The 24,711-nt window shown below is 53.2% G+C and carries 20 protein-coding genes, 1 other RNA gene and 1 pseudogene; 3 read left to right on the forward strand and 19 right to left on the reverse strand.

The genetic code is table 11. The features are described 5' to 3' along the window. Positions 1 to 28 precede the first annotated feature (28 nt). The 13 genes and pseudogenes from wecB to argC all read right to left on the reverse strand — a co-directional run bounded on the left by wecB (position 29) and on the right by argC (position 16,988). Positions 29 to 1,216: a non-hydrolyzing UDP-N-acetylglucosamine 2-epimerase gene (wecB, locus tag RBR60_RS07045; protein WP_320355186.1), complete on the reverse strand. Its 1,188-nt coding sequence runs from the start codon at positions 1,214 to 1,216 to the stop codon at positions 29 to 31. Continuing rightward, positions 1,217 to 2,296, reverse strand: a complete 1,080-nt coding sequence (locus RBR60_RS07050) for a glycosyltransferase family 4 protein (protein ID WP_320355187.1) — start codon at positions 2,294 to 2,296, stop codon at positions 1,217 to 1,219. A 158-nt stretch (positions 2,297 to 2,454) separates the two neighbouring features. After that, the gene (locus RBR60_RS07055) at positions 2,455 to 3,645 is read right to left on the reverse strand and encodes an O-antigen ligase family protein (RefSeq protein WP_320355188.1); all 1,191 of its coding nucleotides are present in this window, start codon (positions 3,643 to 3,645) and stop codon (positions 2,455 to 2,457) included. A 101-nt stretch (positions 3,646 to 3,746) separates the two neighbouring features. Further along, positions 3,747 to 4,442, reverse strand: a complete 696-nt coding sequence (locus tag RBR60_RS07060; protein ID WP_320355189.1) for a transglutaminase family protein — start codon at positions 4,440 to 4,442, stop codon at positions 3,747 to 3,749. Between the two features lie 904 nt (positions 4,443 to 5,346). Then, a pseudogene (locus RBR60_RS16800) lies at positions 5,347 to 5,883 on the reverse strand (exodeoxyribonuclease I); the annotation flags it as partial. A 9-nt stretch (positions 5,884 to 5,892) separates the two neighbouring features. After that, the gene (gene aat / locus RBR60_RS07070) at positions 5,893 to 6,609 is read right to left on the reverse strand and encodes a leucyl/phenylalanyl-tRNA--protein transferase (RefSeq protein ID WP_320355191.1); all 717 of its coding nucleotides are present in this window, start codon (positions 6,607 to 6,609) and stop codon (positions 5,893 to 5,895) included. Between the two features lie 4 nt (positions 6,610 to 6,613). Beyond that, entirely contained in the window at positions 6,614 to 8,878 is a 2,265-nt protein-coding gene (gene clpA, locus RBR60_RS07075; protein WP_320355192.1) for an ATP-dependent Clp protease ATP-binding subunit ClpA, read from the reverse strand. Beyond that, the gene (clpS, locus tag RBR60_RS07080; RefSeq protein ID WP_320355193.1) at positions 8,878 to 9,198 is read right to left on the reverse strand and encodes an ATP-dependent Clp protease adapter ClpS; all 321 of its coding nucleotides are present in this window, start codon (positions 9,196 to 9,198) and stop codon (positions 8,878 to 8,880) included. Before clpS ends, clpA begins: the two co-directional genes overlap by 1 nt. Before the next feature lie 142 nt (positions 9,199 to 9,340). Further along, entirely contained in the window at positions 9,341 to 11,857 is a 2,517-nt protein-coding gene (secA, locus tag RBR60_RS07085; protein ID WP_320355194.1) for a preprotein translocase subunit SecA, read from the reverse strand. A 463-nt stretch (positions 11,858 to 12,320) separates the two neighbouring features. Continuing rightward, a complete protein-coding gene (locus tag RBR60_RS07090; protein ID WP_320355195.1) occupies positions 12,321 to 13,247 on the reverse strand; it encodes a M23 family metallopeptidase in 927 nt (308 codons plus the stop codon). A 210-nt stretch (positions 13,248 to 13,457) separates the two neighbouring features. Then, on the reverse strand, positions 13,458 to 14,387 hold the full coding sequence (gene folD / locus RBR60_RS07095; RefSeq protein WP_320355196.1) for a bifunctional methylenetetrahydrofolate dehydrogenase/methenyltetrahydrofolate cyclohydrolase FolD: 930 nt from the start codon (positions 14,385 to 14,387) through the stop codon (positions 13,458 to 13,460). Between the two features lie 85 nt (positions 14,388 to 14,472). Beyond that, positions 14,473 to 15,924, reverse strand: coding sequence for a sodium:solute symporter family transporter (locus RBR60_RS07100; protein ID WP_320355197.1), 1,452 nt, complete (start codon positions 15,922 to 15,924; stop codon positions 14,473 to 14,475). A gap of 26 nt (positions 15,925 to 15,950) precedes the next feature. Then, complete coding sequence (gene argC, locus RBR60_RS07105) at positions 15,951 to 16,988, reverse strand: N-acetyl-gamma-glutamyl-phosphate reductase (RefSeq protein WP_320355198.1); 1,038 nt, start codon at positions 16,986 to 16,988, stop codon at positions 15,951 to 15,953. Between the two features lie 336 nt (positions 16,989 to 17,324). On the opposite strand from argC, the gene RBR60_RS07110 reads away from it, so the two are divergent. The 3 genes from RBR60_RS07110 (at position 17,325) to RBR60_RS07120 (ending at position 18,807) form a co-directional block, all read left to right on the forward strand. Then, the gene (locus tag RBR60_RS07110) at positions 17,325 to 17,633 is read left to right on the forward strand and encodes a hypothetical protein (protein ID WP_320355199.1); all 309 of its coding nucleotides are present in this window, start codon (positions 17,325 to 17,327) and stop codon (positions 17,631 to 17,633) included. A 134-nt stretch (positions 17,634 to 17,767) separates the two neighbouring features. Then, positions 17,768 to 18,031 (forward strand): hypothetical protein, encoded by a 264-nt coding sequence (locus tag RBR60_RS07115; protein WP_320355200.1) that lies wholly within the window; start codon positions 17,768 to 17,770, stop codon positions 18,029 to 18,031. 281 nt (positions 18,032 to 18,312) lie between these two features. Beyond that, entirely contained in the window at positions 18,313 to 18,807 is a 495-nt protein-coding gene (locus RBR60_RS07120) for a hypothetical protein (protein ID WP_320355201.1), read from the forward strand. A gap of 167 nt (positions 18,808 to 18,974) precedes the next feature. On the opposite strand, the gene ispD is transcribed toward RBR60_RS07120, so the two are convergent. The 6 genes from ispD to RBR60_RS07150 all read right to left on the reverse strand — a co-directional run. Further along, positions 18,975 to 19,694, reverse strand: coding sequence for a 2-C-methyl-D-erythritol 4-phosphate cytidylyltransferase (gene ispD, locus RBR60_RS07125; RefSeq protein ID WP_320355202.1), 720 nt, complete (start codon positions 19,692 to 19,694; stop codon positions 18,975 to 18,977). Between the two features lie 129 nt (positions 19,695 to 19,823). Further along, positions 19,824 to 21,134: an HPr family phosphocarrier protein gene (locus RBR60_RS07130; RefSeq protein ID WP_320355203.1), complete on the reverse strand. Its 1,311-nt coding sequence runs from the start codon at positions 21,132 to 21,134 to the stop codon at positions 19,824 to 19,826. A 182-nt stretch (positions 21,135 to 21,316) separates the two neighbouring features. Beyond that, positions 21,317 to 21,686, reverse strand: an RNA gene (gene rnpB, locus RBR60_RS07135) — RNase P RNA component class A. A 160-nt stretch (positions 21,687 to 21,846) separates the two neighbouring features. After that, positions 21,847 to 22,566 (reverse strand): zinc ribbon domain-containing protein, encoded by a 720-nt coding sequence (locus tag RBR60_RS07140; protein ID WP_320355204.1) that lies wholly within the window; start codon positions 22,564 to 22,566, stop codon positions 21,847 to 21,849. A gap of 97 nt (positions 22,567 to 22,663) precedes the next feature. Continuing rightward, positions 22,664 to 23,695 carry a Nif3-like dinuclear metal center hexameric protein gene (locus tag RBR60_RS07145; RefSeq protein WP_320355205.1) on the reverse strand — a complete coding sequence of 344 codons (1,032 nt, stop codon included), beginning with the start codon at positions 23,693 to 23,695 and terminating at the stop codon, positions 22,664 to 22,666. Between the two features lie 815 nt (positions 23,696 to 24,510). Next, a partial coding sequence (locus RBR60_RS07150) for a hypothetical protein (protein ID WP_320355206.1) occupies positions 24,511 to 24,711 on the reverse strand: 201 nt, incomplete at its 5' end.

Below are 24,711 nucleotides of genomic sequence, written 5' to 3' on the forward strand. Positions count from 1 at the left end.
CCCGAAGGATCATGAAAAACCTGAGGTATCAGAGTGCAGTTTCTGAAAAATTCTTTCCCGCACAAGATTCCTTTTCCCACCTGCTTCGCTCTACCAGAAAATGGGCAATGGTTTCCGACGCCCTTCCATCGCCATAGGGATTGGGCCGTTCCGCCATCTGCTGATAAAAAACCGGGTCCTGAAGCAGACGATCCACCGCCGAAAAAATCCGCTCCGGATCCGTGCCTGAAAGCAGCACCGTCCCTGCCTCCAGCGCTTCGGTGCGCTCCGTTTTCTCGCGCATCACGATGGTGGGCTTACCAAGGGAAGGGGCTTCTTCCTGTATACCGCCGCTGTCTGTCAGAATCAGAAAACATTCCATCATCAGCAATACAAAGGCGGGATAACCCAAAGGCCGTATGCAGTGCACATTTTCAAGACCTTCCAGGGCGGCATGAACAGGCCCCTGAACGCGGGGATTCAGATGCACAGGATAGACAAGGTCAAGACCCGGATAGGCCTCTCCGATCCTTCGGATGGCTTTGCAGATATCCACAAAACCCTGGCCAAAATTCTCCCGTCTGTGTCCTGTGATGAGAATAAAAGGCCGGGCTTCGTCCCTCTTTTCCCAACCCGCCGCCGCAATCTCCCGCCTGGCGGCATCCCTCACTCCCCCATCGCACACAAGACGTTCTTTCATCCACAAAAGGGCATCCACCACGGTGTTGCCCGTGATCAGAATCCTACCCTCTGGTGTGCCTTCGGCCACAAGGGAGGCAGCGTTTTTATCCGTGGGCGCAAAATGCCAGTCCGCAATTCTTGAAATCATCTGCCGGTTCAGTTCTTCAGGATAAGGCGAACGGATATTGCCCGTTCTCAAACCCGCCTCCACATGTCCCACGGGAATCTGCCCATAAAAAGCGGCAAGGGATGAGGCAAAGGCTGTGGTGGTATCCCCATGCACCAGTACAAGGTCCGGCTTTTCTGCTTCAAGCACCCCCTGCATTCCGGCAAGTATGCTCCGTGTCAGCTCCACCAAACCCTGTCCCGGCCGCATCAGGTTCAGATCCTGGTCCGGCTCTATCCCAAAAACCTCCAACACCTGATCCAGCATCTCCCTGTGCTGGGCTGTGACGCAGACTCGGATCTCAAGTTCCTTTTTCCTTCGCAACACATGCACAAGAGGCGCCATTTTGATGGCTTCGGGCCGCGTACCAAACACGAGAAGAATGCGCACTCACACCTCCTTGTATGCGGCAAGGGTTTTTTCCCCGATGCGCAGCCAGTCAAACTCCCCTTCCACCCGCCTGCGCCCCGCCACCCCCATGGCTTTCATATCCAGGGTCTGAAGACGCAAAATCGCCTCCGCCAGGCTCCTGGGGTCTGCGGGTTCACATAAAAGCCCCGTCTGCCCTTCCTCAATCAGATCCGGAATGCCCCCCACCCGAGTACCCACAAGGGGAAGACCGAAGGCCATGGCCTCAAGGCCGCTGATGCTGGTGGCTTCCATCAGAGAAGGCAGCACCGCAAAGTCCGCCGCAGAATAATAGGGAAGAATTTTTTCATGCCGCAGACTTCCGGTCATGACAAAACGATCCCTGAAATGCTGGGAAAGAAGGCCTTTCACTGCCTCAGCCTCAGGTCCGTCTCCCACAAGGATAAAACGTAAGTTTTCATCCGCCTTCAGGTAAAAGGCCGCTTTTGCAAAAAAAATCACGCCATTTTTTTCCACCATACGCCGGGTGAGAATCCCAACACGGTGTTCCGGCAAAAACCCCAGATCCCGACGCACGGCCTCTCGATCCGCGGGATTAAAGCGGTAGCGCTCACTGTCCACCCCATTGGGCACATAACGCAAAAGACCTGGGACAGAAAAGGGAATCTCCAGTAATTCCTGGCTGGGAGCCAGAATCAGATCCGGTCTTTTCAGATGACGTCGCAGAAAAAACATGCGCCTCAGTCCTCCCTTGCGGACACGGGCAAGGTAACCTGAGGTGTGATTGGTATACACAAGGGGAACGGGAAGGGGACGCAGCCATTCCAAAGGAGCCATGCCGTGAACATGCACACAATCCGGGCTGAAAGTTTTCATGAACCCGCGTATGGCCCTGTCTGTGGAGATACCATAAAAGGGAGCAGAACCCCAGAGTCTGATCCGCCGCACCTCCATGCCATCCAGGTTTTCAGAGTCCGGAATTCCCTCTACTCTTCGGGTCAGCACCATAACCGAATGCCCAAGACGCACCATGGCCCTGGAAAGCTCATACACATGGGCTGCAATTCCGCCGACCTTGGGGACAAAATCCAGCGTAACCATCAAAATCCGCATAAAACCCCTAAAATATAACAAATCAGAAACAGCACCCAGGGTTCATCCCCACGCGCCTGACACCATGAATCATCCCCAAAACCCGAAATCCTGACCTGGGATACAAGCCTCTTTTTTGGCCATGGAAAGAATACGGGCCCTTGGAATCAGCTCTTGAAAATCAAAGGCGGATCCTCTCTCTTTGCCCAGATCAGGGCCACCAGGAGATACCAAAAGGAAAGATAGATCTTATCTGTTATCATTGTACCACCAAACTGTCCATACACGACAAGGACAGTAAAGACCCCCAGAAAAACCGGACGCAGTCTCCTGTTTTCAGGGGAAGAAAAAAGACGCCCCAGCACCAGGACAAAGAAAAAAAGATAGGCCAAAAGCCCAATGAGCCCCATTTCAAGAAGAATGGATAAGAAAATATTATGGGGTGCCGCCACCTCCGCGTATACTCGGTCCATCCTGCGGTAGGCCTCAATGCCATAACCCCAGAAAGGACTGTGAAGAATATAGGCCCAGCAGTCTTTCCACACTTCGGTCCGGTAGGAGGAATCCCCTGCCAGGAGAGCCTGGACGCGCTCCTGAAAAATAAGACTGGTCCTGAACGCAAAGGCCACAAGGCCTGCCACGGTGATACCCAGCAGCACCGTACTTTTTTGCAGCCAGAATCCCCGCACGGCGCTACCTGCAGCACAAGCACCCGCCAAAGCGCCCAACCATGCGCCACGGGATCCGCTCTGCAAAAGAGGCCAGAAAGCCATGACAAAGAGCAGGATCAGAAACACGCTCTGCAGAAAACCTTTCCCCTGCTCCTGGCGTCGGCCTATGACCAAGGAAAAAGAGCAGACCACGGCCAGGGCCATGAGAAAACCATAGGAATTGGGATTGGCAAGCACGCCCGTGAGCCTGCCTCCCCAATCCATATCCCCTATGAATCTGAAAAAATCCTCTGCCCAGAAAAACTGAATCCACCCCAGTACAGCGTGAAAAAAAAGGACCGCCAGAACCCACCGGCCCACAAAGGCCCTGGAAATCCAACCCTGGCGCAAAAAATAAATCGTTGCCAGCAAAAACAGCCAAAACCGCAGCACATGCTTAAGAACTTCCCGCCAGCCTTCCATTCCGGTGATACCCAGAATACTGGAAAGGGCCATGGAAAAGGCCAGGCAGGCCAGGCAAAGGCAGAGCCAGCGCAGGCTTTTCAAAAAAAGGACGGCTTCCCTGCCCTGGAAAATCGTAATAAGAAAAAGGAGATTGATCAGGCCAATGGATACCTGAAAGACCACATTCTTCAACGGGATGGACAATATAAAAAGCACATACAGAAACCTGAGCCATCTCTGCATCAGGACCCACCTTCCCTGAGACATGGGGAGAAACTGCGGTCCCCTCTGCCCCTTCATCCGGGGCCTCATCCCCTTTGTTTCATCCGGTTCCTGACGCAACCTCAGCTTCCTGCTTCCTCATGGAAGTCGCCTCCCACCCCGCCCTTTTCAAGATAGGCCATCATCTGCGGATAGGCCTTCAGAGAAGCCTCCACAATGGCCTTCACCGGAAGATCCTGGAAAAGACCATGATCCCTCTCATAGCTCATATGCTTTTTCCCTGCGGCATCAAAGGGATGCAGGAGGGCATCCGCCCTGCCATCAAAATCCAGGGGAAAGATGCCAAAACGCTCACACAACTCCCGGTTGAAAGTAGGCGTGGCCTTCACCCATTTTCCATCGAGAAAAAGCGCCGTATACCCGTGATACACAAAAAGATCCGTACCCATCACCTTACGCAGCCGCGCTGTGGACAGGTGGTTGCGCACATCCGCAAACCCCAGGCGGGCGGGAATACCTGCAGCCCTGGCCAGGGCTGCAAGCAGCACGGCCTTGGCAACGCAGTATCCGTAACCCTTTTTCAGGGTGGTGGAAGCCTTCATGCCCTCAAGGGAAAATTCGATGCGATAGGGGTCGTAGCGGATGTCATCCCGCACGGCGAGATAGAGAGCTATGGCCGTTTCCCTCTCATTGCCGGGTTTCAGATGTTTTCTGCAAAAGGCAATGATCTCCGGATCACCGGCATCCACAAAGGTTGTTGAGGCAAGGTCCGGGCCATGGGGGGGCACATCCGGACCCACAGGGCTTAAATCAGACACAAAAAGTCTCCTTTCACACGGCACAGGAAAAACGCCGCCGCAGATCTCCTTCCAGGGAATCCAGAAGCTGCATTTGTTCCGCATCCAACCCGCCCTTTTCCCGGAGCCCTGTGATTTCTTGCAGCACCATGGGTACTGTTCTGCGCGGCTCTCCCCGCCAATCCCTGGGAATGCGGTCCTGCTGGCTCTCAAGCAGATACTCTCTTTGGGCAGCTCCGGCTTCCCGCACCATAGCGTTGTCGTTATCCAGACCGTTTCGGTACAAAAGACGCGCCGCCAGAACCTGAAGGGAAGGAGGGAACTCCGTCAGCATGGCCGCTTTTTCCTTCACGCCCTCGCCATGAAAACGTCGGCACAGGGCTTCTTCCGCCTTGGAAAGGAAACCATTCTGATAAAGGGCCGCATCCGGATCCAACCCTTCAATATCCGGATAGCGGTAGTTGCGGTAATAGCTGCAAAGGGATTTCAACACATCAGGCCTTGATCGAAGCCAGGCCATGTTCTCTTCGGCAAGCTGCTGTTTTTCCCTTCCCATCTTTTCCCAAAAACGCGTAGCAGGCGGTAGAATAAAGGGCGACTCCCCATTTCTTTTCCGCACCACAGACGTTGTGGCTTCCGGATGCAGAGGGTTGGTGTCCTGCAGGGTTTCTCCATCAAGGCGCAGCCAGAGAGTCTGGTTGGTGTAGGCAGCGGATCGCCCCAGCCCCAGCACCGGCGCCTGATACCCGGAAGTCGAACGCATTTCCGGTCCGCAGAGGAGGCCATAGGGATGGATTCCCAGAGGCGACCTGAAGGCTTCGGGAAGCTTTTCCAGTCTCAGACCATCGCTTTTTTTGTCAAAGCCCGCAAGAAGATAGGCCCACATCTCTTTTTCCGATGCGAGGACTCGGGCCAGAGCCAGGGTAGCTTCCACATCCACCATGGCATCATGGGCCATCCCCTGGGCCAACTGGTTTTCCCGGCTTAAGTTTTCCAGCCTCAGACTCACCCGCCCCTGCTCTTCGGGCCAGCGCAGCACTTCAGGCCTGAACAGATGAAAAAAAACCGTAAGGGGAAAAATATCCATGCGGGAACATCCCCCCGCGAACTGGTGGGTATAGGCGGGCAAGAGATTTCTGTAAAAGGCAAAACGCAGAAAGATATCATCAAAGTTCAAACTGTTATAACCAAGCGACACGGTGCCTGGACTGTTTAAGAGCCCATGGATCAGACAGATGGCTTCATACTCCCCGTCCCCCTCGCCAAGGCTCTCCAGGGGTATCCTGTGGGTGATGAGAGCGCCTGGGGCCATCAGCACATCGGGCCGCAGTCGGATACGCATCTCATGGCGCTTAAGCTCCCGGAATGAGGCATCCGTTCGTATGGCGGCAAAGTGCAGAACCTGGTCAAAGGCGGGATTCAGGCCGCTGGTTTCAAGATCATAGAAAAGGTAACTTTGCATGAAACTCCTTCAGGAAACGCCACTCTCCAACGCAAGGCATGGGTCCAGGGTCCAGGGACCTTTGAGGGTGGGGTGCCTGAGGCTTTCCTTCAGAATGGACATAAAGCGACGGCGTCCCATGTGCTGGGCTCCCATGGAAAGGAGATGGGCCGTCTGCACCTGGCAGTCAATGAGATCAAAACCCCAGAGATCCAGCTGCCGCACAAGAACAACAAGCGCCACTTTGGATGCATCCGAAACCCTGGAAAACATGCTCTCTCCAAAAAAAATCCGGCCGAGACTCACCCCATAGAGTCCGCCGCACAGACGTCCTTCCCTATCCCAGGTTTCCACGGAATGGGCATAACCTGCCGCATGCAGTTTCTGATAAGCCCTCGCCATCTCCGGCATCAGCCAGGTTTCTCCACCCTTTTCCGTACGCACAGCAGCGCACTGGGTCAGAACCTCCTCAAAAGCCGTATCCATGGTTACAGAAAACACACCCCGCCGTAAGCGCTTGCCAAGGCTTTTGGAGACATGCAAGCCATCGGGATAGAGTACCACCCGTGGATCCGGAGACCACCAAAGAATGGGATCGCCCTTGCTGTACCAGGGAAAAATACCTTCCCTGTAGGCCAAAAGCAGACGCGGGATACTGAGATCACCGCCGATGGCAAGGAGACCGCTTGCATCGGCCAAATCCGCAGGAGGAAACTGGAGGGCCCGGCCCAGCTGAAAAACCGGCATGGACTCAGTCGCCCTTCGTTCCGCTACCCTTAAAGCGAAAACTCAGAACTTCCTGTTTCACGCCAATGGAAACCGTACCACCGGAGGCCAGCTCTCCGAAAAGAAGGGCATCCGCAAGCTTATCTTTCACCTCCACCTGAATCAGACGATCCAAAGGACGGGCGCCGAATTTGGGATCATAGCCTTTTTTGGCCAGCCACTCCCGGGCCTTTACGCTGAGCCTTAAGACCACCTTGCGTTCGGCAAGCTGGCCACGCAGAAGACCTATGAATTTTTCCACCACCTGTTCCATCACCTTCTGATCCAGGGGCTCAAAGGCCAAGGTGGCATCCAGGCGGTTGCGGAATTCCGGAGAAAACATCCGATTCACCGCATCCTTACCCCGAGCCAGATCATCCTTGCCCGAAGCGCCGAAACCAATGGTGGCTGTGGACATTTCCCTTGCCCCCACATTGGAGGTCATGATGAGAATGATGTTCCGGAAATCCGCATGTTTGCCATTATTGTCCGTAAGCCGTGCATAATCCATCACCTGGAGCAGAATGTTGAACACATCGGGATGGGCCTTTTCTATCTCATCAAGCAAGAGAACAGCGTGGGGGTGCTTGCGGATTTCGTCCGTGAGCAGGCCGCCCTGCTCAAACCCCACATACCCCGGAGGCGCACCAATTAGCCGGGATACGGCGTGCTTTTCCATGTATTCACTCATGTCATAGCGAACAAAATGGACCCCCAGGATACGCGCAAGCTGACGGGCTACTTCCGTTTTTCCCACGCCCGTCGGACCCGTGAACAAAAAGGAACCCACCGGTTTTTCCGGATTTCCCAATCCCGACCGGGAGCGTTTGATGGCCGTGGCCAGGGTATGAATGGCTCCATTCTGGCCAAAAACCACCTCTTTGAGATGATCTTCCAAGCGGGCAAGGCGTTTTTTATCAGAACTGGAAACGCTTCTTGCCGGAATCTTGGCCATGCGCGCCACCACATCCTCTACATCCTTTTCCGTAATCACAGGCTTCAGCACGCGGCCTTCGGATCGTTTCAGACTATGCAGGGCACCCGCTTCATCCATCACATCAATGGCTTTGTCCGGCAAAAAACGATCATTGAGATACCGGGCTGAAAGTTTCACCGCCGCAGCCAGCGCTTCCGGCTCATAGGTGATGGCGTGGTGGCTTTCATAGTGTTCCTTCAGACCTTCCAGGATGGTGATGCAGGCATCCTCGGAGGGTTCAGCGATTTCAATTTTTTCAAAACGCCTGGAAAGGGCCCGGTCTTTTTCAAAGTGGCTTTTAAATTCCTCATAGGTGGTGGAACCGATGCAGCGAAAATCTCCGGATCCTAAGGCAGGTTTTAAGATGTTGGAAGCATCCAGGGATCCGGAACTTGTGGCACCTGCGCCCACGATGGTATGAATTTCATCAATGAAGAGGATGGCATTTTTATGATCTTTCAGAGCCTCGATGACCTTTTTCAGGCGCAATTCAAAATCACCCCGGAATTTGGTTCCTGCCAGTAGACTGCCCATATCCAGAGAAAAAATCCGGCAATCCTTCAACAGGGGGGGGACCTCCCCAAAGGCAATCTTCTGGGCCAGCCCTTCGGCAAGGGCCGTCTTTCCCACGCCCGGATCTCCGACAAAAACGGGGTTGTTTTTACGCCTCCTGCAAAGCACCTGAAGGGTGCGATCCAGTTCAGCCTTACGCCCCACCACAGGATCCAGACGGCCCTGGGCGGCCTTGGCCACGAGGTCTGTGGTATACGCAGCCAGAGGATCTTCCTTGCCGCCCTCTCCTGGTGCGGCCTTGATGCCGGGGTCCGCAGCCTTCCGTGCCGAATCCGTCCCCAGACCGTGGGAAATATAGGTCAGCACTTCAAGCCGCGTAACGCCTTCCTTCTGAAGATAAAAAGCCGCATGTGAATCCTTCTCCTGAAAAATCACAGCCAGGATATCCCCCACGCTGACCTCATTTTTCTCCGCACTCCGGGCATGGTTCACAGCCCTTTGAATCATCCGCTGAAAACCCACGGTCTGCTGAAGCACATACTCGGTATTTTCCGGAAGGCTTTCCATCCGCTCACGGAAAAAGGTTTCAAGGCGCATTTTGAGCTTATGCACATCACCACCGCAGGCTTCGAGAATTTCAATACCCTGGGTATCGTGAAGGATGGCAAAGAGCACATGTTCCACGCAGACATACTCATGCCGCCGCTTTTTGGCTTCCCGCACGGCAAATCCAAGTGTGGCGCTGAGTTCCTTGCTGATCATTATTCTTTCTCCATTGAAGCCTTAAGGGGAAAACCATGGGCTCTGGCGTGCAGGGTCACCGCGTCCACCTTGCTCTCGGCAATCTCGTACGGATAAACACCGCAAAGCCCAATGCCTGAGCGGTGGACATTCAGCATGATCTGCGTGGCGTCTTCCAAGGTTTTATGAAATATGGAGATCAGGACTTCCACCACAAAATCCATGGTGGTGTAGTCATCGTTGTGCAGCAGAACTTTATAAAGCGGAGGCTCTTTTTGGGCCTCATCCTCCTTCACAAACGATTCCAGCGACTCCTCAAACTCCGTATGCGCCCCTCCCATGCTATTCCTGCTCCCTGAAAATCCGTCAACAAGCCCACCCAGCTTTCAGACTAATACTTCTTCGGGCAAGGTCAAGTTCAAAAAAGGATGGGCTTCAAGCACCCCACCCTGCCCATCTCTCTATCCGGCTCTTTTTTTTAGATCATCCACAGCATTTTTTGTATTTTTTCCCGCTTCCGCAGGGGCAAAGGTCGTTACGCCCCACCTTGGCGTCCTTTCTCCGTACCGGCTCCCGACTTTCGTCTCCCTTGCCATGGGAAAAAATCAGCTTCTGCTGCCGCGGCTCAGGGAGGGGTTCAAGCTCCGTCTCCCGCCGGATCTGTACACGGAAAAGGATACCCACCACCTCACTTTTTACACGGTGAATCATGTCCTGGAACATGGCAAAACCCTCTTTTTTATAGATGATCAGAGGGTTTTGCTGGGCATATCCCCGCAGGCCGATGCCATCTTTCAGATGATCCATGCTGAGAAGGTGATCCTTCCACTGGGCATCCACGGTCTGCAAAACAATGAAACGCTCCAGCTGGCGCATGTCGTTTTCACCGATCTGGACTTCCTTTTCTTCATAAATTCTTACCGCAGCATCCCGGATGGCTTCAGCCAGTACTTCCGGCGCCATGGTTTCCACAGCGTCTTCGGGTTTTTCCAGGGTAAAGAAAAAACGGCGCTCCACGGCCTCAGACACGGCTTCCCAGGAAATGGGTTCCGCGGCCCCACGCCCGCTGAAAGCATAGGCCACATCTTCGGCCAGCTCCGCAATCATCTCCAGGATGGAAGGCTTCAAAGACTCACTGGTCAGGGCTTCACGCCGCTGACGGTAGATCACCTCCCGCTGCTGGTTCATCACATCATCGTACTCAAGAATGTGCTTACGGATATCAAAGTTATGGCCTTCCACCTTTTTCTGGGAGTTTTCAATGGCCCTGGAAATCAGGCGGTGTTCAATGGGCTCGCCCTCTTCAAGCCCCAGCCGGTCCATAATCCTTGCAATGCGCTCACCACCGAAAATCCGAAGCAGGTCATCCTCAAGGGAAAGGTAGAAGCGAGAGGAACCCGGATCTCCCTGACGCCCGGAACGCCCCCGTAACTGATTGTCGATTCGTCGGGATTCGTGACGCTCCGTACCCAGGATATGAAGTCCTCCCAGCTCCCGAACCCCTTCCCCCAGCACAATGTCCGTACCTCGGCCCGCCATGTTCGTGGCAATGGTGACATGGCCTTTCTGACCGGCAAGGGCCACAATTTCCGCTTCCTTCTTGTGATTCTTGGCGTTCAGAACCTCATGGGGAACTCCCTTTTTGGCCAGAAGCTTGCTGAGATATTCGGATACATCAATATTAATGGTGCCCACCAACACAGGCTGGCCTTTTTTATAAAGTCCCGCGATCTCCTCAATCACCGCCTCATATTTTTCCTTTTTCGTTTTATAGATCATGTCCGGATGATCTTCACGGACCATGGGCTTATGTGTGGGGATGCACAAAACATCAAGGTTGTAGATCTTTTTAAATTCAACGGCTTCCGTTTCCGCCGTACCCGTCATGCCCGCAAGTTTCTTATACATGCGGAAATAATTCTGGAAGGTGATGGATGCCAGCGTCTGGTTTTCATTTTCTATGGTCACGCCTTCCTTGGCTTCCAGGGCCTGGTGCAGCCCCTCGCTGTAGCGCCTGCCTGGCATGAGCCGCCCTGTGAACTCATCCACAATGACCACCTTGCCGTCCTGAACAATATAGTCCGCATCCCGTTTGAACAAGGCATGGGCTTTGAGAGCCTGGTTCACATGGTGCAGGGTCTCGATATTGGCGGGTTCATAGATGTTGGGCGTTTTCAAAAGATTCTCAACCCGCGCCACCCCTTCTTCCGTCAGGGTCACACTGCGCGCCTTTTCATCCACAAGGTAGTCCCGTTCCAGCTGAAGATGGGGCATGATGGCATTGACGCTGTGGTAAAGATCCGTGGATTTTTCCGCCGGTCCCGAAATAATCAATGGGGTTCTGGCCTCATCAATCAGGATGCTGTCCACCTCATCCACAATGGCAAAATGAAGTTCCCGCTGGGCCAGACTCTGTCTGTGAAACTTCATGTTATCCCGCAGGTAGTCAAATCCGAACTCGTTGTTGGTGCCGTAGGTGATATCTGCGTGATAGGCCACACGCCGTTCCTCATCATCCATGCCATGTACAATGATACCCACGGAAAGACCCAGAAAGCGATAAAGCTTTCCCATCCACTCCGCATCCCTGCGGGCCAGATAATCGTTCACCGTAACCACATGAACGCCCTTGCCTGTGATGGCATTCAGGTAACCCGGGAGGGTCGCCACCAGGGTTTTCCCCTCACCCGTCTTCATTTCGGCGATGTTGCCTTCGTGCAGTGCCACACCGCCGATGAGCTGGCAGTCAAAATGGCGCATCCCCAGAACCCTGCGGGAAGCCTCCCGCACAACGGCAAAGGCTTCAGGAAGGAGGGACTCCAGGGATTCTCCTGCGGCAAAACGCTCCCGGAAGATTTCCGTCTTTGCAGCTAAAACCGCGTCATCCAGGGATGTTGTTTCCGGTTCCAGGGCATTGATTGCATCCACATAGGCCTGAATGCGGCGCAGCTCCCGTTGATTTTTGCTGCCAAATATCCGGGTTAATAAACGTGCAATCATAAAAGTCCTTCCTCGTCTTCAAAATGAAAAAATCCTTTATCCTGAGCATCGCAGCCATTTCGGGGATTTTTTAACGATGAGCAGGAAAAAAGATAGGGAAATGGTCGTTCCGACCCCACATCGCAAGTACCAGGGAGCAAAAGGATCCGATGCAAGGGACCAAGGGCTCACACCCCGCAGTCAGCCGTGAAACCACATCTGACGTTCACCTCCAAGCCCCTCCACCGGTCTCCCCGGATCCGTGCAGCGCACTTCAGGGTTTGGAAATTTTTCTGCCTTTTCAGGGCAAAGTGCAGTCCCTTCCCGGATCGCTGCGGCCCTTTAAAAAATAAAAAACCGGGGCAACAGCACGCCACCCGGTCCCGTCTTCAGGCAAACAAAGTTATGTCACGGTCCCCACAGGGCACTCCATCCAGACACGTCAAGCGTAAAAAAAAAACAAAAAGGGCATGAGAAAAGCAGGTCAATCGAGAATATAGCGCCCGGGATTCACAGGAACACCGTTCAGCCGAACCTCATAGTGAACATGGGGCCCCGTACTGCGGCCACTGTTTCCCATTTTGGCAATCACCTCGCCACGCCGCACTTTTTGCCCTGCCTTGACCAACGCTTTATGCAAATGCCCGTAACGGGTCACAAGACCATGGCCATGATCCACAGTCACAACCAGACCGATGGCCCCACGGTCTCCGGCAAAACTCACCACCCCATCCGCTGTCGCCACAACCGCCGTTCCGATGCGGTTGGCGATATCCAATCCACTGTGAAACTCCCTCTTTCCCGTAAAAGGGGAGGTCCGATACCCAAATCTGGAAGTCACCCAGCCGTCCGCAGGCCGGATAGCGGGCGTTACGGCCAAAAGGTTGCGCTGGTTTTCAAGGGATTTCAAAAGTGTCTCAAAGCCATCAATGCGCTCAAGGGATCCCGTATCCAGCTGTACCACACGGTCATGCATTTCACGGATCAGGCTGGCATGGGTTTCCGACAGCTCCAGGCGCGTATCCAGATCTTCGACCTGGGGTCCACCCAAACCAAAAATGCCTTCGCCCCCTTCGGGGGTCTGCAGATTGGCAATGGTCCGGATCTTCTGCTCAAACTCAGAAAGGGTCATGATCCGGCTTTTCAGCAGATTCAACTCTTTGGCAAAAATCTGAATCTGCTGTCTCTGAATCCCGAGATTCTCCTCACTCTGCATGAGTTCCGAGTGCAGTACAGGCAGCTCAGATGCTGCAACAAAAAGCCTCGTGTAGTCATAAATCATCCAGACGAAGGCCAGGAACAAACCACATAGGAAAAGCAGCATCAGACGAATCATGTGCTTGGAAATCGTAAGTTCCCGAATCCTGGCTCCCGAATGACTCATGATGTAGAAGGTCATTTTCTGATTCATGCTTACGTCCCATGGCTTTAAAATAAAACAAGATTATCATACCGGCGCGATCGAATATCAAATTTTATTACTGTTATTTTTTACCATATGAAAAAAAACTGTCAAGACACAAGTCCCGCCCAGAGGTCGGGGGTTTTCGGGTCAGACGACCAGAAAAAGATCAGCATCCCCGGCATCACAGGATGTCAAGACATGGATTCTTCAGAAGCTTTAAAGCCTGTCGGCTGTGCCTGCCTCAGCAGCAACCCGGAGCTGCATGGCCTTCAGCGTGTTACGCATCAGCATGGCGATGGTCATGGGACCCACGCCGCCGGGAACGGGGGTAATCCACCCAGCCACCCCAAGGGCCGCATCATAATCCACGTCCCCCCGGAGTATGGCCACGCTTTTTCCCGTCTTCTCGCTGATGCGTTCCCCCACCCGGTTGACACCCACATCAATGACACAGGCACCGGGTTTGATCCATTCGGGCTTCACAAGATTGGGAACGCCTGCGGCCACAATCAGAATATCTGCCCTTCTGCAGTGGGAGGCCAGATCCCTTGTTCCCGTATGCGCCACGGTGACAGTGGCATTGGCCGCCCTGCCCTTCTGCAAAAGCAGGTTGGCAATGGGTTTTCCCACAATATTGGAACGCCCCACCACAACCACCTCGGCTCCCGCCACCGGAACCCCGGCCCGGACCAGCATCTCCTGAATGCCCGCAGGTGTGCAGGGCAGAAAAGGAGCACGACTCCCTTCCAACATAAGGCGCCCCACGTTTACAGGATGAAAGGCGTCCACGTCCTTGGCGGGATCAATGGCATGAATCACCCGGGACTCATCCATATGCCCTGGCAGGGGAAGCTGCACCAGAATACCGTCGATGGTCTCATCCTGATTATAAGATGCAATGAGGGCAAGAAGCTCCGACTCTGAAACATCCGCAGGGAGGTTTTCCTGCACTTCCTTGAACCCCACCCTGTGGGCGGTCTGGATCTTCAGGGAAACATAGGAAAGGGAAGCAGGGTTTTCTCCCACCAGAATGGTCACAAGACCAGGGGGTCGACCATGGGTCTCCTTTAACTTCACCGTTTCCGCCGCCACTTCCTCCAGAATGGTTTCCCGTAAATCTGTTCCGCGAATAATCTGTGCTCCCATATCCCGATTCCTTCCTTATAGATAGCGCATCCATTTTCAGCATTTCCCATGGTTCATGAAATCCTCTTTCCCAAAACCCCGGCTCCTACTCCCTCACAGGTCCTAACTTGGCAAGGTAAATGGAAGCCCAGCTCACAAGGGGGGGAAGTCCCAGGGATGTCAGCATGCCGATGGTTCCTGCCTCCGGAGAACTCATGCCTACAAAATACAGCATCAGGCAGACGCCCAACCCGCCAAAGGCCGAAACCAGTGCTGCCGTGCGTGTGGTCTTTTCAGAAAAGAGCCCCCAGACAAAGGGGCCCAGAAAGGCTGATCCGATGGCACCCCAGGATATGCCCAGCACCACCACAATGGAAGAAGGACGGGCGTAGGCCAGAAGGACGGATAAAAATACAAAGAAAAAGCTAGCATAGCGCATCAAAACGGTAAGCTGCAGATCCGAAGCATCCTTACGCACAAAACCTGCATAAAAATCCTTGATCATGGCAGAACTTGAAATCAGCACCAGCGCAGCGAGGGTTGACATGGATGCAGAAAGAACAAGCAGCAGAATCAAAACGGAGAGGGAGCCTGGAATCACATTCGCAAGGAGTTCGGGCATGAGGGCGTCAAATACCGGGAGGCCGTCCCGAAAGGCTCCGGGTGTATTTTCAGGACTCAAAAAAAGACGCGTGGTTGCACCTGTGAAATAAGCAATCCCGCTGATCAGGATGGCGAAAACCGTCGAAGCTGCGGTTCCGATGCGGATAGCACGCTCATCCCGGATGGCGTAAAATTTCTGTACCAGTTGGGGCATGGCAAAGGGTGCCACACTGGTTAAAAAGACAAGGCAGAAAAGCGGCCACCAGCCAGGAGGGCCCACGACGGATGCAAGGTCCGGATCAATGGCTCTGAGATCCGCCACCATGACGCTCAGTCCCCCGCCCTTGTACAGGGTGAATCCCAGAAGCGTGAGTACACCGCCAACCATGATCATACCGAAAAAGACATCCACAAGGGCCATGGAGCGATACCCGCCGAGGATCATGTAAAGGGCGGTCACACTTCCCATGATGGCAAGAGCCAGGCTGTAATCCATGCCGAAGTTGGACTGAAAAAGGTAGGAAAGCCCCATGAAAACCGCACTGGTATAGGGGATAAAAAATACAAAAATGGCAAGAGCCGCAAAAAGTTTCAACCCCGGACTATTGTATCGTTTTTCAAAAAACTCCGCCATGGTATGCACGTTGTAACGAAGGGACATGCGTTTGATGGCCCGTCCCATGATCAGCCAGACGGCCAACACCCCCACAAAGGCATTCCCAACGGCAATCCAGACCCCGGAAAGTCCGAATCCCCAGCCCACCTTTCCCGCAAACCCGATGAAAAGCACCGCGGAAAAATAAGCGGTCGCGTAGGTGAAAGCGCTCATCCAGGGGCCAATATTACCACCTCCCAGAAAAAAATCCGCAAAGGAGCGGGTGCGGCGCAGTCCCGCCACCCCAGCCCACAGGATCACCAAGAAATAAAGCGCAACCACGATGGTTTTGATAAGCATGTTATTTCCCTTTTTCTCGTTTCATTTCAAATCACAGGGGGCAAAGCTTCCAGTCCCGAACGTTCATCCAGACCACACATGATATTCATATTCTGTATCGCCTGCCCTGCCGCACCCTTGACCAGGTTGTCGATGGCGGAAATCAGGATCAAAACGCCTGTTTCAGGATCCAGGCGCACGGCGATATCACAGAAATTGGTGCCCCGTACAAAGGCAAGATCAGGAAAACGTCCCTCAGGCAACACCCGCACAAAGGAATGATGGGCATAGGCCTCTGTGATGCAGGCACGAACTTCGGACTCCTGCCTGTGCTCGGACAACTGCACATAGGTTGTCGCAAGCATCCCCCGGATGGTAGGCACCAGGTGGGGAACAAAGGTAAGCTGGGGACGGCCCTGGCCAAGCCCCTCCAGTATGGCCGTGATTTCCGGCCGATGCCGGTGCATCCCCACCTTATACGCCTTAAAACCCTGGGCGATCTCACAATAATGGGTTGCCAGGGAAACGCTGCGACCTGCGCCGCTCACACCGGATTTTGCATCGCAGATCAAATGGGAGAGATCCACCCATCCCCTTTGCACCAAAGGGACCAGGGGCAAAAGGATGCAGGTGGGATAGCAGCCCGGATTTCCTACAAGACGGGCTGTGGCGATCTTTTCTGCAAAAACCTCGCTTAAGCCGTACACAGCCTCCGAACAAAAGGCCCTGGCTTTATGGGGTTCATAGGCCTTTTCGTAAAGATCCGGATCGGAAAAACGAAAATCCGCCGAAAGATCCACCACGCGACACCCCTCCCCAAGCAGTTCCGGTACAATTGCCATGGGAAGCTTGTGGGGTAAAGCCGTAAAAACCACATCGGCCACATCGGCAACTTTCTTGGGTTCGTAGGATTCCAGTCTGCAGTCCAGGCGCTGGAAAAAAGATGGAAATACATCGGAAAAAGGCTGCCCCGCATATTGGCGGGAAGTTATCATGGTAAGCTCAACATGCGGATGGACACTGAGAATACGCACCAACTCCGCACCTGTATATCCAGTGGCACCGACAACGGCAACGCGGATCATAAATCTCCCCCGGAAGGCTTTTTCAGCCTGGAATAGATGAACCCAAAAACCCCACCCAGCATGGAGGTTCCCGGCAGAATCGCATAGCCTTTATCAGACCCCTCTTTTCTTGGCAAGGCCGGGCATATTCTTTCCATGGGGCATCTGCGCACAAAACCGCCTGATCTTATCGCCTTTTCCCCAAAGACCCCCTGGATTCCCTGGAAAGCCCTTCCATACAGCTCGCCGTCACAACCTGTTGCATCGCAATATTTTTCCTTGACAAAGCCCAAGAGTTTCCCCAATATTTAGTCAAATTTGATACGCCACCACCCCAACCAACCAAGGAGACCCAAGATGAAAACGCTTGAACCCACCAAAATCGCACAGCAGATCATTGAATTTCAGAAAACCGCCTTTGACAATACCTTCAATGCCATGGTTATGGTTCAGAATCAGACAGAAAAAATGGCCGAGACCTTTCTCAGCAAAAACAACATGATTCCCGAAGAAGGGCAGAAGATGCTTCAGGAGTGGATGCTGGCCTTTAAAAAAGGGCAGGAAGACTTCAAAAAAACCGTAGACGAAAACTTCAAAAAATTTGAATCCCTCATTGTGGAATCCACAGCAAAAACAGAAAAAGCCGCTGGCAAAGCCGCCAAGTAGGCAAAAATCCATACAAACAGGACCTCCCCCGTTCCTGTGCCTGTCCTGCACCTTCCCCATGAGCATGGGGAAAGTGCAGGCAGCATGGGCTTTTCCTTGTACGTCGCATCTTAAAAAACAGAAAGGCCGCTCCCATGGACCAGAAAACTTTCGTCAAATCCCTGCTTGGCTATAATAAAACCGCCTTTGATCAGTTCCTTTCCGCATCCAACATGGCACAGGAGCAAATGGAAAAGCTCGCAGAAATTCTCTTTCTCCAGGAAAGTACGCCTGAAGAATCGAGAAAAATGGTTGAGGACTGGTTGGGCAACCTGCGCCAGGGCCGCAAAGACATCCAGGAATCCCTGGAAAATTCTTTCCGTCAACTGGAAACCTATATGCTTTCCCTGATCCCCTAGATCGATTTCGCTACCCCGGGTCTGATTCAACCAGAATCCCCCTTCACCTGCGCTTACACTCTCCCCAACCGGAGGGAACCCGGCATGCGCAGGAAAGTAAAGCTTCTGGGCAACTTAAAGCGCTTCAACCCCTCAGGCAAATACAGGACTGGACCCAAATTTGCTCCGGGTATGACGAAAATCCACACCTTGAAAATCGCCATATTTTTTCGCACCCGGACACCAATGCCAGGCAAAGCGATTTTCTTCTTTGCCTCCACACCCTATTTAAGGATTCTTTCATGAGCGCTGGAGACAACAAGCCTTCGGGCTGGTTTCAATTTCCCGGTTTTGACGTATCCTCCTTTCTACCTCCCCACATTTCCTTCAACCCCCTTCAGGATTGGCTCAAAGATCAGAAAGCGAAAGGGGCTTCGGGTCTCTGGCCCACGCCCTTCCCCTTTCCCGATCTCAGCAAGGCAGGTATGGAATGGTACACACTGGCCACAGAACAGATGCAGACAGCTCTTGAAGAATACTGGAAGCTGATGGGCCTTGTACCTCAGAACGAGTATGACCGCCTACTGCAACAATACAATGCCATCAAACGAAAAATGGAAGAAGAAGAGCAGAAGAAGGAAAAAAAGGGCGAACAGGAAAATGCGAAACTGAAGGAAATTCAGGAAGCCCTCAAGACTGCGGAAAATCAGATTCTCAAACTTGAAGAAGAGCTTAAAAAAGCGGCTGTGCAGCAGGAAGCCAAAAAAGAACCTGTAAAAACCGCGCCAAAGGCTTAAAAGCACATCCGAAAAAAAAATCAGGCACCATGCCGTTTCCGCTGGGGAGCTTGCCCCAGCGCGGGAGACAAAAATTCAAGGGACAGATCCATCACGACGGATCTGCGCCATCCCATCCGAAAAAGCGTTAAAAGGGGCTTGTTTTCCATGGAAGATTTGTCGAATTTCTAAAACATCCCTTCCACAAACCTGGCCCCACTTTTTTTTACTGTCAGAATGGCCTCGGCAAGGGCGCGATCTTCGGGTTTTGTGAGTTTGATGTTGATCCGGCTGCCCGGAATGTACTTTACCGCATGTCCCATGGTCGCCACCAATCCCGCATCATCGGTCTCTTCCCACATGTTCGCAAGGGCCATGGCATGGGCCTGTCGCAGAAGCTTGGCGCAGAAAGCCTGGGGAGTCTGCACAGCCATAACCTGCTCGCGGTTCAGGGCTTCGGACTTCCCACCAGGAAGCCGTCTACGGAGTGTGTCCACCAGATCCACAGCCAAGCTTGCAGCACCAAAGGCTGCGGCTGCGGCCAGCACTTCCCGGATATGCCAGATTTCCACAAAGGGCCTTACGGCATCATGAATGAGTACAAAGGGAATGTTTGCATCCGAAACCGCCAGTCCCGAAGCCACGGAGGCTTGGCGCGTAGGTCCTCCCGGAGCCAGGGTCAGGGGTTTTTGTAGCTCCAGGCCAGGCAGAATCCGATTCCGGACATCATCCATATCCTCTAAAGGGAGTACAAGAACAAGGCTTTCCACCTCCGGACTCTGGTCCAGGGTTCTGAGGCTGTGCCCCATGAGAGGCAAGTCCCCGACAAAGAGATACTGCTTGCGCACATCCCCTCCCATCCGGGTTCCACTTCCCCCTGCCACCACAATCGCCACCGCAGACACCATACGCCTCCCTGCGCCCCGCCTTTGCCAAAAAGCATTAGGCCAAGGCCACGCTAAAATCCCTGCATGGATGGAAAGCCCTGTTTCTACAACCAGCAGAGCGGCCCTGTTTCTATATTTTCCGTAAAAAAATTAACGCAGATAGGCCAATTCTTTGGGCAAGGGAATCCCCTTACCCATGGTGTCCTCCCCATAATTCACACTGGCGAGGATCTGTATGTCCCTTAAGGCGCGCACATCACCTTTGAAACGCACCTCCTGGATAGCTTCCTTCTGAATTTTCCCCCCTGCCCACTGGATATCCAGAACGCTGGAAGCATCGAACCGGGCATCCCCCACACACAACTCCACCCTCCCGCCATAATGCTGCACAATTTTTGCCACCATGAGGCTAGGGCGGCTGTGAAAACCCAGCTTCACAGGAATGCCCACGGTAATACATCCTTGCTCCACATGGGCATTGAGAAGCTCTTTGGCCAGCTGGGTTCCCGAATTCAGAAAATGATTCACATAATAGAGAGCATAATTTACGGTTCTGTCTAAGAGTCTTTCCGGATCCACGTAATCACAAAGCACCTCTTGGACACGCTTGTACGTATCTTTAAAACCCCTGACCCTCAGATGGCGCTCATAATAGTGCAAGAGGCGGCCCACAATCTGAAGAAGGTGGAAGGAAACGGAAAAATGCGCCCTTAACTGCTTCAGCTCCCGGTTTCCGAAACGATAGCCCCCATGGATGACGTATGTATCAAAGGAAGATTGCAGGTTGTGAAGAAGAACCTGAAAACGCCGCATTTCCGCTTCATTGACCTTTTCCGGAATGAGCTCCAACATCTCCGCATAAGGATACGGCTCATAGAATCCGAAATGCTCAAACGCCTTTGCCGTTGAGAGAAATTCGCTGGCAATCTTGACAATGTAGTGACTCTGAAAGGGAAGGGCCTCCTCCTCATCATCAATATTATGCTCCAGCATCTCGGAGGTGATAACGCCTGGAAAATCCTGGGGCTCAAAGGAGGCCGATGGCAAGGGAATCTGCAGTTTCGCAGCCTCTTTGAGGATCACAGGTGCAATGCGGACCAGGATGCCATTTAAAAATTCCAAAGTGGCTTCCCCTTCCTTGCGGAAAGTCAAGGCATCCCCCAGTTCGTAAAAATCCAGGCGGTTCAGAATATGCTGCTGAGCATAGCAACCCAGGCCAATATGCCTCACCGTTGCCGCAAGCTCTCTGTAAAAATACCAGAGCCGGTTATTCTTGGCTCCATGAAAATCCAGAAAATCTTCCAGCAGGTGAGAGGTTGAAATCAGTTTTGAATACATGCGTTTGGTAAAGTAATGACGCGGCTCCAGAAAGCGCGTGATATAGATACAGCATCTCAGGTAATCTTCTGAATAGATCTTCACTTTTTCCGAAAAGGTAATCTTGCAGCAAAGCTCTTCCACGTTTCCCCCGATTATCCATGGACATCAGTCCTGTTCCACTCCAGATACGGACACCGAAGGTCCACACTTGGCAGAGGACGCCATCCAAAAGAGATCCCCTTGCACGGATCATCAAGGGGCAGAAGCCGTAAAAACAACCGCCAGGATCGCAGATACGGATCACTGGCGGTTATGCTGCAAACGGTCAGAGCAGATCGTAAGCCGAATTCTGTTCCCCGGTCCGGTTACCCGGAAAAGGGTGACGACCATTCATCTAGGACCGCCGTTACCGACGGCCTCAAGCGACCTACCCGGAAGCAGAGCGGGCCACCCTACGCTTCCCTATTTGGTCTTGCACCGGATGGGGTTTACCCAGCTGCCCCGGTCACCCGGAACACTGGTGCGCTCTTACCGCACCCTTTCACCCTTACCCTCTCCCAAAGAGAGGGCGGTCTACTCTCTGTTGCACTTGCCTTCGCGTTGCCACGACTCCACGTTATGGAGCATCCTGCCCTCTGGTGTTCGGACTTTCCTCCCGGACATCTCTGTCCCGGCGGTCGTCTGCCCTGCTCTCACCGTCTGCGCAGATCATCATAGGTTGCTTTTACCCAAAAGTCCAGAATGTATGCCACAAGCATCCTGCCTTAGGGTCAGAGACTCAGAGAGATATCGCTGGGAAAGCTCCGACCTCTCGTTCATCCTGATCCATCGCTCCGCGCCTTTTACCCCCTGGCTACGCCCCATTCCAGTAGACAATACGGTTACAGCGCGGGCATCGGTTAATGGCGTTACACCTTTGCAGCTCAATGCAAAACTGGGGCGGCAGACTCATAAAACAGCCCTTACAGATGGTGCCACTGACACAAGAAACTCCCACACCGTTGCCCAGACGCACGGCCTGGTCAAACAATTTAAGCAGACGGGCCGATGCGCCAGCTCCCAGATCTTTACGCTCTGCTTCCAGGGCTTCAAGTGCCACGCGTTCCTGGGAACAGGAAGCCAGCAACTCGGCTTTTTGCTGTTCCACGTGCGCAGTTTCGGCCTTTACCCTCTCCCGAAGCTCGGCCAGCGCTGACTCCATGCCCGTAATCTGATCAATCAGTCCGACCATGGCTTCCTGGATACGACCATTCACCTTGCGATTATCATCCATTTCCCGGAGAAGCACCTGATAGTCCCGGTTATTGGTTACGGTCCTCAGGGTCTGCTCGCTTTTCTTCAAGCGCTCCTCATTGTGACGGAGATCATCCTCAAAACCTGCATACTGTTTCTTCAGTTTTGCCAGGGAGTCTTCCTTTTCTTCAAGGATCAGGCGCTCGCGGTCAAGGGTTGCCTCCAGCTCGCCCTGACGCGCTGTCACATCCCGAATAGCTATCCGTAACTCCTGGGCCCGGGTTTCCGTCTCCTGAAGACGGATCAGAATATCGAGTTCATGCTTCACCGTTGGATTCATAAGGAATCATCCTAATAGGCCGATGGCCGAAAAACTGTCTGCGAGCAGCCCATTCCCGCAGACAAGCCATATCTTCAGGACCCATACGGGTCCGTTCCTAGACTGTGAGAAAAGGGTCTTTCCGGGAAGAAAAAGGAACTATCCCGACTCCCTGGATGTCCCTTGCTTTCAGGGCTCCTGCCAGACGCTCCACCAGAAGATCCACAACCATGGACTCCGTTCCGAAATGCCCCGCATCCACCAGGGAAAAACCCTGATCCAGGACTTCCATGGCTTCATGGTATTTTACATCCCCGGTCAAAAGAACATCCGCGCCAGCCTTCAGGGCATCAGACATCAGCCCCGCTCCGCTTCCCGTACATACAGCCACACGACGCACGGCCCTCATGGGATCCCCCACCATGCGCACATGGGTAAGATCAAGGTCTTTTTTTGTTTTTTCCGCAAAGGCTTCTAGACAAAGGGGGCCAGGCAAATCTCCCACCCTTCCCAGGCCTGCGCCTGAAAGGATTTCACCTGCAGGGATGCCATCCACCCGGGCTTCGGGACATAGAGCATGGAGCCTTGCCCTTATCCCCCTCACGCGATCCGTTGCAAGCCTCGCGCGACCAATCACGCCTTCCGTGTCCATGGACGCCCACCACACAACACCTCCATCCGTCTCCTCGAAAAGCCGATGAACCCGGTCTTTCATTTTTGCAGGAACTTCCACATGCAAAAGAGTCTGGGAACGCTTTTTTCCCTCCGTAAGAGGCTCAATCCTTGCCAGACCGATCTTTTGGCACAACGCGTCATTCAATCCCCCGGGAACACTGTCCAGGTTGGTATGGGCAGCATAGATACTCAGGCTGTTCCGTACCGCCGCTCCGATGATACGGCCTGCGGGCGCGCCAAGGTCAAGATTTTTCAGAGGACGAAAAAAGAGAGGATGATGCACCACAAGGAAATCCACACCCTCCTGAATCGCTTCAGAGACCACTTCAAAGGTCGCGTCCAGCGCCACTCCCATACGACGGACAGGTTGCTGGGGGTGGCCCACCTGAAGCCCCACAGGATCCCAGGATTCCGCATACTCCGGCGGTGCAATCTCCGCCATGATTCCCATACAGTCATCCACTCTCAGTGGCATCCGGCCTCCTTGGAAAAGAAAAGGGCGGTGCAGGATATTTTCCCACACCGCCCTCTTTTTAATGTTTTCTACCCTGTACCAGAGTTACTCCCCGGATGCGTTCCGGTCTTAGCACCACAGGAAGCATGAAATCCGTCCTGTGGATACCTCTGCCCATCCATCTGTGATGACCCAGGATCCTGTACAAGGAAATGAAGCCTCTTTTCAATACGAAACACCTGTAAAGATAAAAATAAGCTTTATTATGATCTGGTGGGCCCACCTGCTTTTGAATTGTTTTCTATACTATCAAAATCAAAAGCTTTTCTGGCAGGCTCTTTTCCAGATTACTTATCTATTACTTATTCAGCGACTACTATCCAAAATATTCTTATCTTGCTTGCTGCCAGTCCCCATTGTTTCAACCCGTACTAAAGGAGAGCAAGGAGGCAATGCCTTGTATCTCTTTGCAGTGTAAATCCAAGCGCGGTTTTTACCACACTTCAAAACAATACCCAGCCCAGGAAGGAATGTCAAGACTCGCGTGGCGATTGCAATTTCATGCCCCTGCTCAGGGATTTATCCCGCAGCTTCCGCCATTACACAACGCTGTCACTTGTCCTGATCTCCCCCCCTGCCCTATCGCTCCTTCAGTTCATCCCCAGCTTATCCCAGGGAATTTCCACCTTCTCATTGTTCAGAATTTTTTTAAAGGAAGCCACATCCAGACGACAATGCGGGCGACATGTCTTCGGGCAGCAGACAGGCAATGGATTCCTTGGGAAAATCGAGAAAGATGTTCTTGAAATTGTGATCGTGGGAAATCATAGCGCCTCTTATTCCTCCTCCTCGCCCCTCCCCATAACCTTCCTCCCCCTCTCCACCACCAGATCCTTTTCCTTCTCCCTGGCCCTTTCTCTCCCCCTTTGCTCCAGAATGCTTTCCCAGTCCGCAGAGCCGCCGCGCACCTCGGCAATGGCTTCCCCAAGGGTCATGATGTTGCTGTTCATGGCATCAATAATGGCAGAAATCTCTTT

This window comes from Desulfobotulus sp. (genome assembly GCF_034006065.1).
In the GTDB taxonomy this organism is placed as follows: Bacteria; Desulfobacterota; Desulfobacteria; order Desulfobacterales; family ASO4-4; genus Desulfobotulus.

Coding starts and splice junctions, on each gene's coding strand:
- RBR60_RS07055 (WP_320355188.1), bottom strand. CDS start 3,645: ATGCAGAGATGGCTCAGGTTTCTGTATGTGCTTTTTATATTGTCCATC.
- folD (WP_320355196.1), bottom strand. CDS start 14,387: ATGGGAGCACAGATTATTCGCGGAACAGATTTACGGGAAACCATTCTG.
- aat (WP_320355191.1), bottom strand. CDS start 6,609: ATGCCGGTTTTTCAGCTGGGCCGGGCCCTCCAGTTTCCTCCTGCGGAT.
- RBR60_RS07100 (WP_320355197.1), bottom strand. CDS start 15,924: ATGCTTATCAAAACCATCGTGGTTGCGCTTTATTTCTTGGTGATCCTG.
- argC (WP_320355198.1), bottom strand. CDS start 16,988: ATGATCCGCGTTGCCGTTGTCGGTGCCACTGGATATACAGGTGCGGAG.
- clpS (WP_320355193.1), bottom strand. CDS start 9,198: ATGGGAGGGGCGCATACGGAGTTTGAGGAGTCGCTGGAATCGTTTGTG.
- RBR60_RS07050 (WP_320355187.1), bottom strand. CDS start 2,296: ATGGTTACGCTGGATTTTGTCCCCAAGGTCGGCGGAATTGCAGCCCAT.
- RBR60_RS07115 (WP_320355200.1), top strand. CDS start 17,768: ATGGACCAGAAAACTTTCGTCAAATCCCTGCTTGGCTATAATAAAACC.
- RBR60_RS07140 (WP_320355204.1), bottom strand. CDS start 22,566: ATGAATCCAACGGTGAAGCATGAACTCGATATTCTGATCCGTCTTCAG.
- RBR60_RS07145 (WP_320355205.1), bottom strand. CDS start 23,695: ATGCCACTGAGAGTGGATGACTGTATGGGAATCATGGCGGAGATTGCA.
- secA (WP_320355194.1), bottom strand. CDS start 11,857: ATGATTGCACGTTTATTAACCCGGATATTTGGCAGCAAAAATCAACGG.
- RBR60_RS07120 (WP_320355201.1), top strand. CDS start 18,313: ATGAGCGCTGGAGACAACAAGCCTTCGGGCTGGTTTCAATTTCCCGGT.
- clpA (WP_320355192.1), bottom strand. CDS start 8,878: ATGATCAGCAAGGAACTCAGCGCCACACTTGGATTTGCCGTGCGGGAA.
- ispD (WP_320355202.1), bottom strand. CDS start 19,694: ATGGTGTCTGCGGTGGCGATTGTGGTGGCAGGGGGAAGTGGAACCCGG.
- RBR60_RS07110 (WP_320355199.1), top strand. CDS start 17,325: ATGAAAACGCTTGAACCCACCAAAATCGCACAGCAGATCATTGAATTT.
- RBR60_RS07090 (WP_320355195.1), bottom strand. CDS start 13,247: ATGAATCAGAAAATGACCTTCTACATCATGAGTCATTCGGGAGCCAGG.